The sequence below is a fragment of the Halorubrum sp. AS12 genome (genome assembly GCF_051122765.1).
GTDB lineage: Archaea > Halobacteriota > Halobacteria > Halobacteriales > Haloferacaceae > Halorubrum > Halorubrum trapanicum.
The window spans coordinates 110,144-125,960 of sequence record NZ_CP185385.1; the positions used below are offsets into that span (position 1 = coordinate 110,144).

Genomic DNA, 15,817 nt, shown 5'->3' on the forward strand with positions numbered 1-15,817 from the left:
CTCGCTCACGACTCGAACGCGGCCGCGACCGACTCCGTCACCGTCCGCGCCTCGTCCGTGATCATCTCGATCCAGCGGTACGCGGTGTACGCCTCAACCGCTCGACGGGCGTGCCGGTCATCCGCCGCGAGGCTCTCGTCCGGATCCGCGAACAGCGGGAGGAACTGCGCCGCCAGCCACCGGTTCAGCGGATTCTCGCTCCCCGCGAGCGACGCGGTCGATTCGATCGCCGCGCTGCGCGCCGTGCCCACCGCCTCGGCGTCCGCCGGAAACATCGTCTCGCCGTCCTCGATCCGCGCGGCGACGGCGTCGAGTCCCCGGAATCGAACGCGGGCGAGGAGGGTCCGCGCGAACGCGGTCGCCGGGTGATCCGGCTCGTAGTCGTCGACCGGAACCGGATCGAACCGGAGGTCCTCGAACGTCCGGTGGGCCGCGTTAGAGAGCAGCGAGACGCTCGGCGCGCCGCGCGCGACGGGCCGGTCGTCGAGGAACGCTCCGGTCCCCGGGTGCGAGCGGAGGCGGTCGGTCTCCTCTCCGTGGAGTTCCCGAAGTCGGTCGCCGATCTCGCCGCCGAGGCGCTCCGCCTCCCGCCGGAGCGGCTCGGCGACCGGTTCCGAGTCGGCGAGCGACGCCCGATACCGGTCGCGAAGGTACCGACCCGCCTCGACGTACGACTGGACTCGCTCGACGTCGCCGGCCGACTCGCCGGTCCGAATCGGGTTCGCTCGGTCCGTCGGTCCCGCGCTCCCGCCGACCAGGGTCCGTCGCCGCGACTCGTCGTACCAGCGCTCGATCGGTCCGTAGACCGCGGCGCCGGCGAGCGGATCCGTCGCGGACCCGGGTAGCGTCTCCAGCGTGTCGGCCGCCCGTCGACGAACCGTCCCGATGTCCGCGGCGACCGCTCCCGGGTCGCCTTCGGCGGTCACGCCGGCCCAGGTGCCGACGGCGGTCGCGGCGTGGTCCCGTGCCGCGGCGTACCGCTCCGCGGCCCGTAGCGGCGGAAGCGACTCCTCGGTGGCCGGAAGCGCCTCGCGGGCAGCCGCCCGCTCCGTCTCGATCTGCTCCCGGATCTCGCCGTTCGGGAGCGTCTCCGCGGTCAGCGGCTCCGGTATCGGGCCGAGCAGGCGGTCGACGCGGTCGGCGAACGCGGCCGCGATCCCGGACTCGACGTCGACGGGGACGAGCCGAGGCCGCTCCGGGACCGGCTCTTCGAACTCGCGAGCAACGTTTTCGACATCGAGCGACGGCGGGTCGTCCCAGAACCGCGGCTCGCTCCCGGTGCCCGAACAGCCGGCGAGCGAACCGAGCGCGAGCGCCCCGGCGGCCGCGAGCGCGCCGCGTCGGGTGAGTCGGTCCGTCATCGGGAGTCACCCCCCTCGTCGATCGCCGTCTCGTTTCCGGGCACGGTCGCGTTCGCGTCGATCACCGCGTAGTCGGTTTCGGTGGTCTGGCAGGGTGCGTGCCCGCTGGAGCCGGAGCCGGTGAGCCGCCCGTCGAGCGCGACCGGAAGCCGGAAGAGCAGTCCGAGGGCGACCCGCGTGTCGGACTCGCACGCCTCGTCCGGCGGTCGAAGCTCTCGGCAGTACTCGTACTCGACGTGGGCGGGATCCCACGAGACCGACTGAATCTCGAGGCGCTGACACGACTCGACGCTGGCGCGCGCGACGTACACGGTCTCCGCGTCGTAGTCGGTCTCGTCGAGGAACGACCGGACGCGCTCGCGGTCCGCGTCGGCGACGCCCTCGGCGACCAGCAGGTCGGCCGCTCGGGCCGCGCTCGCGACGAGTTCGCGCCCGACGGAGACCGGTTCGCCCTCGTCGTTCGTCTCGCTCCCGTCGACGAGGACGGTCTCGCCGTCCGGGTTCCGGGCCTTCAGCACGGTCGGGTCGGTTTCCGTGCCGGAGACCCGTCCCCGGGCGGATTCCGATTCTGGTTCGTCAGCGCCGCCGAGACAGCCGCCGAGGGCGCCGAGCGCACCGATGGAGAGGCTACCGAGGAGGGATCGCCGCGTGGGGGACATGCGCCCGGATTGGACCGGTTCCGACAAACCCTTTGTGGCCTCCGGTTCCCGCGGTCACTCGAAGACGGCGTCGAACGCGGACGCGCCGAGCGGGTCGAACGTGCCGGCCGCGACGTTCTCGCGGACGTGGTCGGGGTCGGTCGTCCCCACCAGCGACGCGGTGACGCCCGGTGCGCTCCGCGCGAAGTTGAGCGCGCGCTGGGCCGGGGTCTCCCCCGCGAGCGTCGCGTCGACCTCGGCGGGGATCGCGCCCTCGACCGCCAAGTCGCCCTGCCCGATGCTCGCGCTCGTCACCACCGAGAGACCGGCCTCGTGGGCGAATTCGAGGGTCGAAACGGGTCCCTCGGCGTCCGAACCGGGCGGCGCAGGCTGGTTCCGGCGGGTGAACGCGTCCGCCATCGCGACGTTGAAGGGGAGCTGGATCGCCTCGAACCCGTGGTCGTCGTCGGGACCGACCGCCTCGCCGGCGGACTCGGCCCGAGAGAGGACTCCGGCGAGCGAGAGGTATCGGTCGTCGTCCTCGGGGACGCGGAACGCGTCCCACGTCGCGACGCCGTAGGCGCCGATATCGCCCGCGGCGCGCCGACGCTCTACGGTCTCGAAGGCGGCTTCGAGCGCGTCGTACACGTCCTCCCGCGAGCGGACGGCGAGCTGCGTCTCCGGGTTGTGGACGTAGAAGCAGTCGACCGAGTCGAGACCGAGCCGGTCGAGCGAGCGGTCCAGCGACCACTCCAGGAAGTCGGGCGTCATCGCGTGCGCGCCGTTCGCGAGGTCGTCGGGTTCGACGATCCCAGACTCGACGAAGCGCTCGCGGACGTACGCGCTCGGGTCGGCCGGTCGCTCGCCGTCGAACGGGAGGAAGCCCCCCTTCGTCGCGACGACCACGGATTCGCGGTCGACGGGCGCGTCGCGGAGCGCCTCGCCGACGACGCGCTCGGCGCGGCCGCAGCGGTAGTTCGCGGCGGTGTCGACGTGGTTCACCCCCGACCGGAGCGCCAGTCCGATCGACTCGCGGGAGGCCTCGTCGACCGTGGGCGTCGGCTCGCCGAGGTACGTCCCGATCCCGACGCTGGAGGCGACGCCCGGTCCGAACCGCCGGAAGTACGTCCGGCCGAAGGCGTCGCCGAACCGGTTCCGGTACCCCCAGAGCGCCTCGCGAGTCGCCATACGCCCCCTCGGCGCGGCCGGAATAAAAACCGCCCGCGTCGGTCCCGCCCGATCGCCCGGCGACGGAGGCTCCCTCGACGCGTTCGTGCGACGGAGGCTCCCTCGACGCGTTCGTGCGACGGAGGCGCCCTCGACGCGTTCGGGCGGATCGCGCGTGCGTCAGACGCTCGCACGACGCAACGACTATACGGATTCCTGCTGTCAGGTCCGGTAATGGCCTCGCTCACCGACCACCTGGCGGACCTCGTCGCGGACGTGGACGCCACGCTGCTGTTCTCGCCGACGAGTTCGTTTTACGAGCAGTTCGCGGACGACGAGGTCGAGGTCGTCGTCGTCGCGCCCGACAACGACGTCGACGCCGAGACGTTCGTCGAACTCCCGCTCCCGTTCGACAACGTCAAAGACCGGATCCGGTTCGGCATCGAGGGCGCGATGGACGAGGGCCTCCTCGACGAGGGCGACGAGGTCGCCTGCGTCGCCTCCGTGTTCGACAGCGGCTCGGACGCGGTGATCCGCGTCACCGTCGACGAGGGGATCCACACCGGGATCTACGACCTGTTCGTCAACTCCCGGGCGGAGCCGAGCGTCATCCGCGACGTGTTCGAGGTCGCGATCGAGCTCGGCAAGAAGGGACAGAAGGGGAAGCCGGTGGGTGCGCTGTTCGTCGTCGGCGACGCCGGGAAGGTGATGAACAAGTCGCGGCCCCTGTCGTACAACCCCTTCGAGAAGAGCCACGTCCACGTCGGCGACCCCATCGTGAACGTGATGTTAAAGGAGTTCTCGCGGCTGGACGGGGCGTTCGTCGTCTCCGACTCCGGGAAGATCGTCTCGGCGTACCGCTACCTCGAACCCGCCGCCGAGGGGGTCGACATCCCGAAGGGGCTTGGCGCGCGCCACATGTCCGGCGCCGCGATCACCCGCGACACCAACTCGACCTCCATCGTGCTCTCCGAGTCGGACGGCCTCGTCCGGGCGTTCAAGGCCGGCGAGCTCGTCTTGGAGATCGATCCGGAGGAGTACTGACAGATGTCAGCGGTCCCGACCGCCCTCTCCGAGTTCGTACGCATCGTCCCCGATCGGCTCTGGCTGGCGCTTTTCGTCCTCGTCGTCGGGCTGGTGTTGGCGTACCTCGTCGGCGTGATCAACCGCCGGCTGCTCCGCCGCGCCGGCGTCCCCGAGGTGATCGAGGGGACGGCTTTCGAGCGGACGGCCCGCGAGTTCGACACCTCGACGGTCCGGATCTTGGCGCAGCTATCGAGCTACTTCATCGTCGCCGTCACCGTCATCGTCGTCCTGACTGTCGCGGACGTGAACTACCTCGAACAGTTCTGGTCGGGCGTCGCCGCGTTCCTCCCGCGGCTGTTCGTCGCCGCCATCGTCCTCATCGTCGGCGTCGTCGTCGGCGACAAGACGGAGCTGCTCGTCGCGGAGCGCCTCCGCGGGATCAAGCTCCCCGAACTCGGCGTGCTGCCGACGCTCGTGAAGTACAGCGTGGTGTACGTCGCCGTCCTCATCGCGCTCGGGCAGGTCGGCGTCCAGACGCTCGCGCTCATCGTGCTGCTCGCGGCGTACGCGTTCGCAGTCGTGCTGTTCGCCGCGCTCGCGACGAAGGACCTGGTCGCCTCGGCCGCGGCCGGCGTCTTCCTCCTCCTCCGGCAGCCGTACGGTATCGGCGACGAGGTGCGGGTCGCCGGCGAGCGTGGCGTCGTCCAGGAGGTCGACCTGTTCGTCACGCACATCGAGACGGACGGCGAGGAACACGTGGTCCCGAACCACGCGGTGTTCCGGAACGGAATCGTCCTCATCCGAGAGTAGCGTCGCCGTCCCGGCTGAACGCGGCAATCACGCTTTTCCGCCCCCTCTTCTCACGTCGTGAAAGTCGTTGTCACCCTATAACCCGACGCGGCGACAACGTCGAGACATGACCCCCGATACCGCGAGCGTCGCCTGCGACGGCTGGGACGGTAGCGAGTGCGAGGGGACGCCGCACTGCCCGCCGCGCTGTCCGCGGTTCGTCGACAAGGAGGGCGCGCGCTGGACGGTCCGGCCCGCGACCGACGCCGACGAGCCGTTCCTCGCGGAGATGTACGAGCGGTTCGACCGGGCCGACCGCGCGCAGGGACTCCGCCCGTGAGCCGCAGTCGGTGCGTCGAGTGGATTCGGTCGATGCTGACCGAGGGGAACAACGTCGTCGCGGAGCGGGACGGCGAGCTCTTCGGCCACGCGATGTACACGCCGACCGACGCCGCGGTCCCTGAACTCGCGGTCTTCGTCCACCCCGACGCGCAGGATCGCGGCGTCGGGACGGAGCTGTGCCGGCACGTGATCGCCAACGCCGCCGCCGCCGGCCGCGAGGGGATCGAACTCCACGTCGAGACCGGTAACCGCGCCGCGCGGAGCGTCTACCGAACGGTGGGGTTCGAGGTCGTCGAGCGCCGCGGGGACCTCCGGATGCGCCTCGACCTCGACGACCCGGTCGCGGCCGAGGTCCGCTGGCCGCCGCTCGCCCGCGAGGGACCGACCGAATCGCTGCTCGAAGCCCCGTCCGTCGACGCGCTCCCCGCGCCGTCGCCGGCGGACGACTGAGGGGTACGTTCGCCGGCGGACGACTGAGGGGTACGTTCGCCGGCGGACGACTGACCGGCTCCCCTTTCCTTTCGTCTCGTCGCCACCGCAACCGTTAGGCCCCGCCGACCCCAGGGTACCGTAACCGTGGACGACGCCATCGAGTGGCTGCGGAACCGCCCGTTCTACGAGGGACAGATCGCCGACCACCGGCGGCTCCCGGCGCGCGAGCCCGAGTTCGCGGACGTCGACCTCGAACCGCGGCTCGCCGACGCGCTCGCGGAGCGCGGGATCGACCGGCTCTACCGCCACCAGGCCGACGCGATCGATGCGGTCCGGGACGGCGACGACGTCGTCCTCGCGACCGAGACGGCCAGCGGGAAGTCGCTCGCGTACACCGTCCCCGCCTTCGAGGCCGCGATGGATCACGGCGGGCGAACGCTGTACGTCGGCCCGCAGAACGCGCTGATCGCCGACCAGGAGGAGTCGCTGTCGGAACTCTCGACCGACCTCGGCTTCGGCAGCCGCGTCTCAGTCGACTCCTACACCGGGCGGCTCTCGCGCTCGGAGAAGCGCGACGTACGCGACCGCCGCCCGACCGTCCTCCTCTCGAATCCGGACATGCTCCACTACGCGCTGTTGCCGTACGCGGGGCGTCTCTGGGACTGGTTCTTCTCCTCGCTGGAGTACGTCGTGATCGACGAGGTCCACAGCTACCGCGGCGTGTTCGGGTCGCAGGTCGCGCTGACGCTGCGCCGACTCGCGCGGACCTGCGAGCGGTTCGGCTCCGCGCCGCAGTTCGTCTGCTGTTCGGCGACGATCAACAACCCCGTTGACCACGTCGCGACCGTCACCGGCCGCGACCCGGACGGGATCGCCTTGGTCGACGAGGACACGTCGGGTCGCGGTCCCCGCGACTGGGTGTTGTGGAACCCGCCGGAGTACGACGACGACTGGCAGGAGCGCGGCAGCGGCCGCCGGAAGTCGAGCCACACGGAGAGCAAACGGCTGTTCGTCGACCTCGTCACCGCGGGCCAGCAGACGCTGGCGTTCACGCGGGCGCGACAGACCGCGGAGCAGTACGCGACCGACAGCGCGAGCGACCTCCGGGAGCGGGGCGAGCGCGACCTCGCCGGGAAGGTTGGCGCGTACCAAGCCGCGCTCACCGACGACCGCCGCCGCGAGATCGAGGCGGACCTCCACGCCGGCGACCTCCGGGGCGTCTGGTCGACGAGCGCCCTCGAACTCGGCGTCGACGTGGGCGGGCTCGACGCCGTGGTGCTCGACGGCTACCCCGGCACGCGGATGTCGGCCCACCAGCGTGCGGGCCGGGGGGGTCGCGGCGACGACCCCGCACTCGTCGTGATGGTGGGCGGGGAGGACCAGCTCGACCAGTACCTGATGCGCAACCCGAGCGACTTCTTCGACGCGCCGCCGGAGGACGCGATTCGCGACCCCGAGAACGGCCAGTTGATGCCCGGTCACGTCGCCTGCGCGGCCGACGAGAACTGGCTCTCGCCCGAGGACGCGCGCTTCTTCGGCGATTCCTTCCCGGGCGTGGTGGCGGACCTGACCGACGAGGGCGTCCTAAACCGACGCGAGGCCACGGACGGCACGCGCTGGGTCCACGCCGGCGGCTCCAGCCCGCAGCAGTCCGTGAACCTCCGCACCGCCGAGGAGCGCGAGATATCGCTGATCGAGCGGTCGAGCGGCGAGACGGTCGCGACGCTGGGATTCGGGGACGCGCTCCGGGACGCCCACCCCGGCGCCATCTACCACCAGCAGGGCCGCACCTACGAGGTGGTCGAACTCGACCTCGACCGCGACGTCGCGGAGCTCCAGCAGTCGTGGGCGGACTACTACACACAGGTGCGCTCCGACAAGGACATCGTCGTGAACGAGGACCTCGACGAGCGCGCGCTCTCCGCGCGCGAGGACGTTCCGGTCCGGTTCGCGGACGTCACGGTGACGGAGCAGATCACGGGGTTCGTGCGAAAGGACGCCGCGACCGGGGAGTCGCTGGGCGAGTCGACGCTCGACCTCCCGGAGACGACGCTGCGGACGAAGTCGCTGTACTTCCCCGTGCCCGAAGATATCGAACGCGAGATGCGGCGCCTCGGCGACGCGCTCGGCGGCGAGGGCGCGGAGGAGGACGAGGTCAGCGCCGACGGCGGCGAAGTGCCTGACGGGGAGTCCGACGGCGAAGGCGACGGCGAACCGATCCCGGGCGGCGAGTACGCGTTCAACGGCGGAATCCACGCCGCCGAACACGGGATCATTTCGCTGTTCCCGTTCCACCTGCTGTGCGACCGCGCCGACGTCGGCGGCATCTCCACGCCCCACCACCCGCACACCGAGGGACCGGCGGTGTTCGTCTACGACGGCTATCCGGGGGGCGTCGGACTCACGCGGCGCGGCCACGGTCGTATCGAGGAGCTGATGACCCGAACGGCGCGGCTCATCGACACCTGCGACTGCGAGGGCGGCTGTCCCGCCTGCGTCCAGTCGCCGCACTGCGGCAACGGGAACGACCCGCTGGCGAAGGCGCCCGCGGTCAGCCTGCTCGAATCGCTGACAGGCGCCGACGCGGACCGCTAGGCCGGACCCCGCCACTTACCCAAAACCACTTGCTGCCGGGCGCCGACGGGTCCGTCGATGGGAATCGATCTCGACGACGCCGCCGATCCCGCGGCCCGAGCGATGGAGTGGCTCGTCCTCGGCGCGGCGTACTTCCTGCTCCTGTTGTTCCTCATCGGCGTGTTCGACCTGTTCGTCTCCCTGTACCGCCTCCTCGCCGCGGGCGACTTCACCGACCCCGTCGAGGTCGTGGGACTGCTCGACAGCGTCCTCCTCCTTTTGATCATCGTCGAGGTCCACCGGACGCTCGTGGCGTACGCGCGCGGCCAGCCCGTCCTCCGGATCGTCGTGAGCGCCGCGATCATCGCGGTTTCCCGCCGGGTGATCAGCTTCCGGCTGGAGGACTACGGCGGGGGCAACGAGGCGCTGCTCGCGGCCGCCGCGCTCGCCGTGTTGGTGCTCGCGCTCACCGTCGGCTACTTCCTGCTCGACCGCGTGAGCGTCCCGGGGCGACTCGAACTCTGAACCCGGAGCGAACCGGACCTGCCCCGGTCGTCGCCGCGGGGCGTCCGCCGCCGGTCCCGGTGGTTTCACGGTGGACGCGCCCGTGGCGATCCCATGGAGCTGTTCTGGCACCGACGGGACCTCAGAGTCGCCGACAACGTCGGACTCGCGGCCACGACGGGGACCGGCGACGAGGACGCAGACAGGGGACCGGCCGCGCCCGTCTTCGTCTTCGATCCTGACGTCCTCGACCACGCGAGCGCCGTTCGCGTGCGCCGCCTGCTCGACGGGCTGGCCGCGCTCCGCGAGGACTACCGCGAGCGCGGGAGCGACCTCCTCGTCGCCCGCGGCGACCCGGAGACGGTCCTCCCGCGGCTGGCCGAGGCGCTCGACGCCGAGCGCGCCGTCTGGAACCGCGACTACTCCGGGCTGGCTCGCGAGCGAGACGCGGGCGTGCGGCGTGCGCTCGACGCGGTCGACGTCGAGCGCGAGGCCCACCACGACGCGGTCCTCCACGACCCCGACGCGATCCGGACGAACGCGGGCGACCCCTACTCGGTGTACAGCTACTACTGGAAGAAATGGACCGACCGCGCGAAGGACGACCCGGCGCCCGCGCCGACGAGTGAGGGACTCGTCGCCCGCGGTCGGTTGGCGGACGCGACAGAGGCCCTCGGTGCGAGCGGAGAGACCGACGAAACGCTCGCGGACGGCGGAAGTGAGGCGGTCGGCGATCGGGACTCCGTCGCGGTCGGCGCCCTTCCGACGCCCGCCGACCTCGGCTTCGCGGAGCCGGACGCCGAGATCGGGCCGGCCGGGACGGCGGCCGCCCGCGAGCGCCTCGACGCGTTCCTCGACGAGGCGGTGTTCGCCTACGAGGCCGAGCGCGACTACCCGGCCCGGGAGGCGACCTCGCGGCTCTCGGCCTTTCTGAAGTACGGCGAGATTGGGGTCCGAGAGGCGTACGCGGCGACCGCGGAGGCGATGGCCGAGGCCGAGTCCGAGGCGCGCCCCGAGGACGCCCCGGAGCAGGTCGAGGAGTTTCAACAGCAGCTGGCGTGGCGGGAGTTCTACGCGCAGGTGCTCTTCCACAACCCAGAGGTGGTCACCGAGAACTACAAGGCGTACGAGGCGGCGATCGAGTGGCGCGACGACCCCGAGGAGATCGCGGCGTGGAAGCGCGGCGAGACGGGCTACCCCATCGTCGACGCCGGGATGCGCCAGCTCCGCGAGGAGGCGTTCATGCACAATCGGGTTCGGATGATCGTGGCGTCGTTCCTCACGAAGGACCTGCTTGCGGACTGGCGGCACGGCTACGACCACTTCCGGGAGAAGCTCGCCGACCACGACACCGCCAACGACAACGGCGGGTGGCAGTGGGCGGCCTCGACCGGGACCGACGCGCAGCCCTACTTCCGGATCTTCAACCCGATGACGCAAGGGGAGCGCTACGACCCGGACGCGGAGTATATCACAGAGTACGTCCCCGAGCTTCGGGGGGTCGACGCCGACCTGATCCACGAGTGGCACGAGCTGTCGTCCACGCAGCGCGCGAACGCGGCGCCTGATTATCCGTCGCCGATCGTCGACCACTCCGAGCGGCGGGAGGAATCGTTAGCGATGTACAAGCGAGCGCGCGGCGAGGACCCGGACGAATAAGTGGAAACTGTTGAGGGATACGCCGTCGCTGCGACGACGAACACCTCCAAATCCTCAGCCGCTCGCTTATGAATGAGTGATAACAGATCGACTGTGACCATCTCCAAAGCCCCAGCCGCTCGCTTTTAAATCGTTGCTGGCGGATCGATCGCGAACACCGCCAAAGCCCCAGCCGTGAGGGCGCAGTACGCTCGTTGCGCTCCTCGCTCGCTCCGCTCGCTGCGGTGCTTACATCGCCTACTGCGCCCTCACGGCTGCCCCTTTGAGTCCCACCCGACCGCACCCCACACCTCCCCAGCCTCGCGGCTCCCTTCGGTCGCCGCGTCCCTCGCACGCGCGGTTCGCGCTCTCCGAGCGCTCACCGGCGCGCGCCACCGCACCGCGGTTTCTATTTAAAACAGCGCCTCGCTCTCGTCGAGGACGCGCGCCGGGCCGCCGACCTCCCAGACGTCGGTGTCGATACCGATCTCCGCGATCCGGCTCTCGACCTCGTCGACGTGGTCGGCCAGCGTGTTCACGTACACTGACGCGCCGGTGTCCGTCGAGAAGTAGACGGGGACGCCCGACTCCCGGAGTTCACGAACCGCGTTGAACACCGCGATCGTCTCGGGCTGCCAGTACACCCAGCCCGACGGCCCGGTCATCGTGGTGGCGGTGAGAGAGAGCGAGTCGTGCTCGGCCGTCTCGAAGATCCGGTCGAAGTCGCCGTCGCGGAGCGCGTCGGTCATCTCGACCAGTTGGTCCTGGACGTGCGCGGTCCGCGCCTGCATCATGTGACTCGCGGCGGCCTCGCGGTGGGCCTCCTCGGTCTCCTTGTACGCGGGAACGTGCGCGGCGACGATCCGGAGGTCCTCTTCGGGGTCAAACCCGTCCTCACTCACGCCGACGTCAAGGCGGGACGAGCGGCAGTCCTCGTCGTTGAGTCCGGCGTCGAGCCGCGAGTACGCGCCCGTGACGGCGCGGGCCGCCGAGGAGGAGCCGCGGCGGGCGACGGTGGAGACCTCGGGGAGCGACATGTCGAGTCCGGCGGCCTCCACAGAGGCGAGCGCGGCGGCCGCGAACCCGGACGACGAGGAGCCGAAGCCGATGTTCGACGGGAAGGAGTTCTCGCTTTCCAGCCGCACCGCGGCGTCCACCCCGGCCAGCTCGCGGACGTGGTCGACGACCATGTCGATTCGCTCGGCGGCGCGCCCGTCGACTTCCTCGTCGCCGATGACGTAGGTGTCCTCGCTCGCGTCGGGCTGCCACTCGACGGTCGTCGTCGTCGTGGTCGGCGCGGTACAGAGGCTGATGCTGTCGTGGTACGGGAGCCGCAGTTCCTCGTCGCGCATCCCGTGGTACTTGACGAGCCCCTGGATCGGGTGGGCTCGCGCGGTGGCCTTGCCGGTCATACCTCGGGAAGCGTCCGGCGGGGGATTAGTCGTTGCGATGGTCGCTTCTCGGATTCACCGCTCGGTCAGTTGTGCCGTTCGGAGGACCGGTTTCGTCCCCCACGAACGAGCGATTCGAGTTCTTCGGCCTCCTCTTCGGAGAGCATTCCCGCGACTTCCGTCCACGACCCTTCGTCGAAAATCCGTTTGATAACGTCGGAAAACGACTCTCCCTCCCGCTTGTGGGATTTAAGCCGCTCGTAGGCCTCCTCGTCGAGCGAGATCGTTTTCGTCGACATCACGGTACACAGTCGCGTGTGTATATTTATAAATGCCAGCGCCAGGATTGGAGTTGAGGCCCGGCGGTAGCTCACGCTACGCGGATTCACGGACTAACAGATAAATCACGACAACCAACAGCATCACGTCCAACCCCGCGATCACCGTTAGCGGGGTGCCGAACCCCCACTGCCACGCCCAGTCGTTGTCCCGGGCCTTCGCGTCTTTATAAATCCACCTGCCGAGCGTCCCCCAGAGGACGAGCAGCGCCGCCAACAGGAACAGTTCGTCGCGGACGACGGTGGCGCCCCAGATCCGATACGTCGGTAGCTGCGCGACGGAGGTTGCGAGGACCATCGATGCGTTCGGATATTCGTCCTGTTTATAAAAAAACTGGTATCGGAAAATTAATTCTGTTCGGATAAATCACCGGTTCTCCTATCCGCTTCCGTCCCCGCGACGGCGACGCGATCGAGGGGAACCCTTTTTGACCGGTCGGCGGGTACTCCGCGCCATGACCGAGTACACCGTCGAGTTCGTCGGCACCGACGAGACGATCGAGGTGACCGACACGGAGACGATCCTCAGCGCCTGCTTCGACGAGGGGATCGCCCAGGAGTACTCCTGCCGCGTCGGGATGTGTCTCGCCTGTTCCGCCGAGATAGTCGAGGGCGAGGTGACCCAGCCCGCGGCCCGCGGTCTCACCGACGAGGAGGCGGAGGAGTACGCGCTCACCTGTATGGCCCGCCCGCAGTCCGACCTGAAACTGGACCGCGGGAAGTACCCGCCGAGCATCGAGGATGACGCCGCAGTCTCTGCGGAGGATGGCGACGGCGCGGCCGCGGACGACGACTGAGAACGCGGCTATTCGCACCGACCGGCTCGAACCGCCCTCTCCGTCAACGCCGTGTGAGGCGCGGCGGACGGGTCAGTCGAGTTCGGCTTCGAGCTTCGGATTTCGATTTCTTGTGGGAATGTCAGACTCGATGAGTTCTTCGCACGCGTCGACGAACTCGGCGTCTCCGATCTCGCCACAGAGGACGTGTGTCTCCGCTTCGGTGGTGATGTACACGTCGATCACGTCGCGGTTCGAGTGCGACAGGAAGTCGTAGGTGGTGTTCCACCCGCCGACGGCGAACAGCGACAGGAACGCGACGAGCCCGATTTCGGTCCGAGTCTCGACCTGCCCCTGGTAGACGAGAACGGCCGTTCCGACCGTGAGGACGAGCGAGAGGACGAGGAAGAACAGCCCGAGGAACACGTGTCGATGAAGGCTGGTGTCCCGGTCGAACTCGACGTGTACCGCGTCGCCGACGGGAATCGAAACCGCGGCGTCCGCTTCCGGTCGGGTGTACGTGAGTTCCCCGTCGGACGCGGCGAACATCGCCGTGTCCTCGCTGTCGATGATGTATTCGTCGACGTGTGCTTCCGTTTTGAAATCCATGAGGGCGTTGGGTGCCGTGGTGTCCCCTTCGCGCGCTCTGATATGTAATCTTTGATACTTGTTCTGGGGTTGCGGGAACGGGACCTGCCGAGCGCCTCGCAGCGACTCGTCGAGGCGTCCGCCGTTCGGATGCGGTCACATCGCGACCGCGACGGCGTTGAACAGAACGAACACGCCAACGAGAGCGAGCAGGGCGCTCGCGACGGCTCGACGGGGGTGTTCGCGACGGAACGTCCCGGCGAGACCGTAGGGGACGCCAAGACCGAGCGTCACCGCGAGAAACGTCGCGATGTTCCGGAGAAGCTCGACTCCGGCACCCGGATAGCCGCCGGGCGTTCCCATCGTCGCCAGAAACCCGACGAAGGTTGCGAGACCGACACTAACCGCTCCCCAGGCGGCTAAGAGGGCGATTTCCCACCAGACGACTGCCTTCGCGAATCGGACGTACGCGACCAGCGAGATCGCGAGCGGGAGCGCGAGAACGGCGAACAGCTGGAGGGTCGTGCTCCGGAGCGGAGACCCGGGGACGTTCGCGACGAGGAGGACGATTCCGAGGGCGGCCAATCCCAAGAGGAGACCCGAAACCGTTCGGGTGTCAGGCGCTTGTCTGGAGGGAGGCATGTGCGTGCGTCCTCACTGCCGCGGTAAATACTTTCTTCCAATGAACAAAGAGAGGTCGAATAGGGCGTGGTGCCGCAGGCCGTCCGATATCAGTACGGCACCGCGTACAGCGCGACCGCGAGGAACGGGATCAACGCGATCAGCATCGCGATCGCGTAGCCGAACATCTCGCGCGCCTTGACGTTCGTGATCGCGAGCAGCGGCAGCGCCCAGAACGGGTTCAGCAGGTTCGTGTGTGCGTCGCCGACCGCGTACGCGATGGTGGCCTGCCCGTAGGGGACGCCGAGTCCCTCGGCGGCCTGAAGCACCGACGGGCCGACGACGAGCCACTCGCCGCCGCCCGAGGGGACGAACAGGTTCGCGACGGAGCCGACGATCCACGCGATCACGGGATACGTCGCCGCCGTCGACACGTCGAGTAACCCCTCGGCGAGTAACAGCGCCAGTCCGGAGTCGGCCATGATCCCCTGAATCCCTGCGAAGAAGGGGAACAGCAGGACGATTCCGGCCGCCGCGCCCGCGGCCTCGTTGAACCGGTCGCGGTAGTACGCCGGGCGCTGGTAGATGAGCAGGCCGGCGAAGAGGAACCCGAAGTTGACGGCGTTCAGGGTGAACGCGCCCAGCCCCTGGCCGGCGAACTGGAGCGCGAGGATAGCGACCCCCGACAGCGCGACCAGCCCGCCAATGATCCGGCTGTTGTTCATCCGCTCTGCGGGAACGTCGTCGACCTCGGCCGGCGGCTCGTCGACCGGGTCCGCGGCGTCGGCGGCGTCGGTGCCGCCATCACTCACCGAATCGAACAGCTCCGCCTCGTCGACGTACTCCGTGATCCCCTTCGCGCGGCTGCCCGAGGGCGCGAGGACGTACAGCACGGCGCTCGCGAAGACGATGGAGAGCGCGGTGAGCGTGAGCGCGTACGGGTGGAAGATGGTCTCGGCGGCCGGCACCGTCGACGTCAGGAACTCGAACCCGGTCCCCTCGCCGATGTTGTTCGCGTCGGTCAACTGGAGCGGTGCCGACCCGGAGATCCCCCAGTGCCACGTCAGGCCGAGTCCCATGTAGCCCGCGACCGCGAGCAGCGGGTAGTGAATATTGATGTCCTTCCGGTGGGCGACCTTCCCCATCTCACGAGCGAAGATGGCGCCCATGATGAGGCTGAACCCCCAGTGGACCCACGCCAGCGACATCGAGATGAAGCCGACGAACGCGGCGGCCTGCGCGCCGGTGTTCGGTATCTCGGCGAGCCGCTGTAAGATTGCGTTGACCCGCGGGTGGTACGCGATGACGAACCCCGTCATCAGGATGAGCACCATCTGCATCGAGAAGCCGAGGAACGCCCAGAAGCCGCCGTACCAGAACTCCAACAGCTCTACCGGGCCGGAATCGGTGGCTACCAGCCCGGCCACGTAGACGATATACGTCAACAGGATGGCGAAGACGAACGGACTCGGCATCCACCGTTCGACCACCTCCGACATTCGGAATCCGATGCGTTCGATGACTCCCGCCCCGTCGCTCGTTGCCATACCCGCCGTATCCAGCATCCTACATTATAAATAATGGGGTACGATCGCGACGGGTGACACGTTCGCCGTCCGGGGATCGACGACT

15 protein-coding genes and 1 pseudogene are annotated in these 15,817 nt (G+C 69.2%); 7 read left to right on the forward strand and 9 right to left on the reverse strand.

Going from position 1 to position 15,817, the window contains the following annotated elements:
- Positions 1-5: 5 nt before the first annotated feature.
- Genes ACODNG_RS00565 through ACODNG_RS00575 form a run of 3 tightly spaced genes read right to left on the reverse strand, consistent with a single transcriptional unit; the run spans position 6 to position 3,187 of the window.
- Positions 6-1,361 (reverse strand): hypothetical protein, encoded by a 1,356-nt coding sequence (locus ACODNG_RS00565; RefSeq protein ID WP_434521993.1) that lies wholly within the window; start codon positions 1,359-1,361, stop codon positions 6-8.
- Positions 1,358-2,020, reverse strand: a complete 663-nt coding sequence (locus tag ACODNG_RS00570) for a hypothetical protein (protein ID WP_434521994.1) — start codon at positions 2,018-2,020, stop codon at positions 1,358-1,360. The genes ACODNG_RS00565 and ACODNG_RS00570 overlap by 4 nt, the downstream gene beginning before the upstream one ends.
- A gap of 54 nt (positions 2,021-2,074) precedes the next feature.
- Complete coding sequence (locus ACODNG_RS00575; protein WP_434521995.1) at positions 2,075-3,187, reverse strand: aldo/keto reductase; 1,113 nt, start codon at positions 3,185-3,187, stop codon at positions 2,075-2,077.
- 213 nt (positions 3,188-3,400) lie between these two features.
- Here ACODNG_RS00575 and dacZ point away from each other — a divergent pair, with 213 nt between their 5' ends.
- The 6 genes and pseudogenes from dacZ to ACODNG_RS00605 all read left to right on the forward strand — a co-directional run bounded on the left by dacZ (position 3,401) and on the right by ACODNG_RS00605 (position 10,492).
- Complete coding sequence (dacZ, locus tag ACODNG_RS00580) at positions 3,401-4,210, forward strand: diadenylate cyclase DacZ (RefSeq protein ID WP_434521996.1); 810 nt, start codon at positions 3,401-3,403, stop codon at positions 4,208-4,210.
- Positions 4,211-4,213: 3 nt separating this feature from the next.
- A complete protein-coding gene (locus tag ACODNG_RS00585) occupies positions 4,214-5,002 on the forward strand; it encodes a mechanosensitive ion channel family protein (RefSeq protein WP_434521997.1) in 789 nt (262 codons plus the stop codon).
- Positions 5,003-5,108: 106 nt separating this feature from the next.
- Positions 5,109-5,773: pseudogene (locus tag ACODNG_RS00590) on the forward strand (GNAT family N-acetyltransferase).
- 126 nt (positions 5,774-5,899) lie between these two features.
- Positions 5,900-8,350, forward strand: a complete 2,451-nt coding sequence (locus ACODNG_RS00595; RefSeq protein WP_434521998.1) for a DEAD/DEAH box helicase — start codon at positions 5,900-5,902, stop codon at positions 8,348-8,350.
- A gap of 57 nt (positions 8,351-8,407) precedes the next feature.
- Positions 8,408-8,854 (forward strand): phosphate-starvation-inducible PsiE family protein, encoded by a 447-nt coding sequence (locus ACODNG_RS00600; RefSeq protein WP_209543110.1) that lies wholly within the window; start codon positions 8,408-8,410, stop codon positions 8,852-8,854.
- Positions 8,855-8,947: 93 nt separating this feature from the next.
- Positions 8,948-10,492: a cryptochrome/photolyase family protein gene (locus ACODNG_RS00605; protein WP_434521999.1), complete on the forward strand. Its 1,545-nt coding sequence runs from the start codon at positions 8,948-8,950 to the stop codon at positions 10,490-10,492.
- Positions 10,493-10,884: 392 nt separating this feature from the next.
- On the opposite strand, the gene mvaD is transcribed toward ACODNG_RS00605, so the two are convergent.
- From mvaD to ACODNG_RS00620, 3 genes are all read right to left on the reverse strand, one after another.
- Positions 10,885-11,883 carry a phosphomevalonate decarboxylase MvaD gene (mvaD, locus tag ACODNG_RS00610; protein ID WP_434522000.1) on the reverse strand — a complete coding sequence of 333 codons (999 nt, stop codon included), beginning with the start codon at positions 11,881-11,883 and terminating at the stop codon, positions 10,885-10,887.
- A gap of 65 nt (positions 11,884-11,948) precedes the next feature.
- Positions 11,949-12,161 carry an antitoxin VapB family protein gene (locus tag ACODNG_RS00615; protein ID WP_434523035.1) on the reverse strand — a complete coding sequence of 71 codons (213 nt, stop codon included), beginning with the start codon at positions 12,159-12,161 and terminating at the stop codon, positions 11,949-11,951.
- A gap of 76 nt (positions 12,162-12,237) precedes the next feature.
- Positions 12,238-12,498: a hypothetical protein gene (locus tag ACODNG_RS00620; RefSeq protein ID WP_434522001.1), complete on the reverse strand. Its 261-nt coding sequence runs from the start codon at positions 12,496-12,498 to the stop codon at positions 12,238-12,240.
- Positions 12,499-12,655: 157 nt separating this feature from the next.
- On the opposite strand from ACODNG_RS00620, the gene ACODNG_RS00625 reads away from it, so the two are divergent.
- On the forward strand, positions 12,656-12,997 hold the full coding sequence (locus ACODNG_RS00625; protein ID WP_434522002.1) for a 2Fe-2S iron-sulfur cluster-binding protein: 342 nt from the start codon (positions 12,656-12,658) through the stop codon (positions 12,995-12,997).
- Positions 12,998-13,069: 72 nt separating this feature from the next.
- Here ACODNG_RS00625 and ACODNG_RS00630 read toward each other — a convergent pair whose 3' ends face one another.
- From ACODNG_RS00630 to ACODNG_RS00640, 3 genes are all read right to left on the reverse strand, one after another.
- Complete coding sequence (locus tag ACODNG_RS00630) at positions 13,070-13,585, reverse strand: hypothetical protein (protein WP_434522003.1); 516 nt, start codon at positions 13,583-13,585, stop codon at positions 13,070-13,072.
- A gap of 135 nt (positions 13,586-13,720) precedes the next feature.
- A complete protein-coding gene (locus ACODNG_RS00635) occupies positions 13,721-14,206 on the reverse strand; it encodes a hypothetical protein (RefSeq protein ID WP_434522004.1) in 486 nt (161 codons plus the stop codon).
- An 89-nt stretch (positions 14,207-14,295) separates the two neighbouring features.
- Positions 14,296-15,732 carry a short-chain fatty acid transporter gene (locus ACODNG_RS00640; protein WP_434522005.1) on the reverse strand — a complete coding sequence of 479 codons (1,437 nt, stop codon included), beginning with the start codon at positions 15,730-15,732 and terminating at the stop codon, positions 14,296-14,298.
- Positions 15,733-15,817 lie beyond the last annotated feature (85 nt).

Excerpts from the sequence above, each read along its gene's own strand:
- dacZ (WP_434521996.1), top strand. The coding sequence starts at position 3,401 with ATGGCCTCGCTCACCGACCACCTGGCGGACCTCGTCGCGGACGTGGAC.
- ACODNG_RS00570 (WP_434521994.1), bottom strand. The coding sequence starts at position 2,020 with ATGTCCCCCACGCGGCGATCCCTCCTCGGTAGCCTCTCCATCGGTGCG.
- ACODNG_RS00575 (WP_434521995.1), bottom strand. The coding sequence starts at position 3,187 with ATGGCGACTCGCGAGGCGCTCTGGGGGTACCGGAACCGGTTCGGCGAC.
- ACODNG_RS00615 (WP_434523035.1), bottom strand. The coding sequence starts at position 12,161 with ATGTCGACGAAAACGATCTCGCTCGACGAGGAGGCCTACGAGCGGCTT.
- ACODNG_RS00585 (WP_434521997.1), top strand. The coding sequence starts at position 4,214 with ATGTCAGCGGTCCCGACCGCCCTCTCCGAGTTCGTACGCATCGTCCCC.
- ACODNG_RS00600 (WP_209543110.1), top strand. The coding sequence starts at position 8,408 with ATGGGAATCGATCTCGACGACGCCGCCGATCCCGCGGCCCGAGCGATG.
- ACODNG_RS00565 (WP_434521993.1), bottom strand. The coding sequence starts at position 1,361 with ATGACGGACCGACTCACCCGACGCGGCGCGCTCGCGGCCGCCGGGGCG.
- ACODNG_RS00605 (WP_434521999.1), top strand. The coding sequence starts at position 8,948 with ATGGAGCTGTTCTGGCACCGACGGGACCTCAGAGTCGCCGACAACGTC.
- ACODNG_RS00620 (WP_434522001.1), bottom strand. The coding sequence starts at position 12,498 with ATGGTCCTCGCAACCTCCGTCGCGCAGCTACCGACGTATCGGATCTGG.
- ACODNG_RS00640 (WP_434522005.1), bottom strand. The coding sequence starts at position 15,732 with ATGGCAACGAGCGACGGGGCGGGAGTCATCGAACGCATCGGATTCCGA.
- ACODNG_RS00625 (WP_434522002.1), top strand. The coding sequence starts at position 12,656 with ATGACCGAGTACACCGTCGAGTTCGTCGGCACCGACGAGACGATCGAG.
- ACODNG_RS00630 (WP_434522003.1), bottom strand. The coding sequence starts at position 13,585 with ATGGATTTCAAAACGGAAGCACACGTCGACGAATACATCATCGACAGC.
- mvaD (WP_434522000.1), bottom strand. The coding sequence starts at position 11,883 with ATGACCGGCAAGGCCACCGCGCGAGCCCACCCGATCCAGGGGCTCGTC.
- ACODNG_RS00635 (WP_434522004.1), bottom strand. The coding sequence starts at position 14,206 with ATGCCTCCCTCCAGACAAGCGCCTGACACCCGAACGGTTTCGGGTCTC.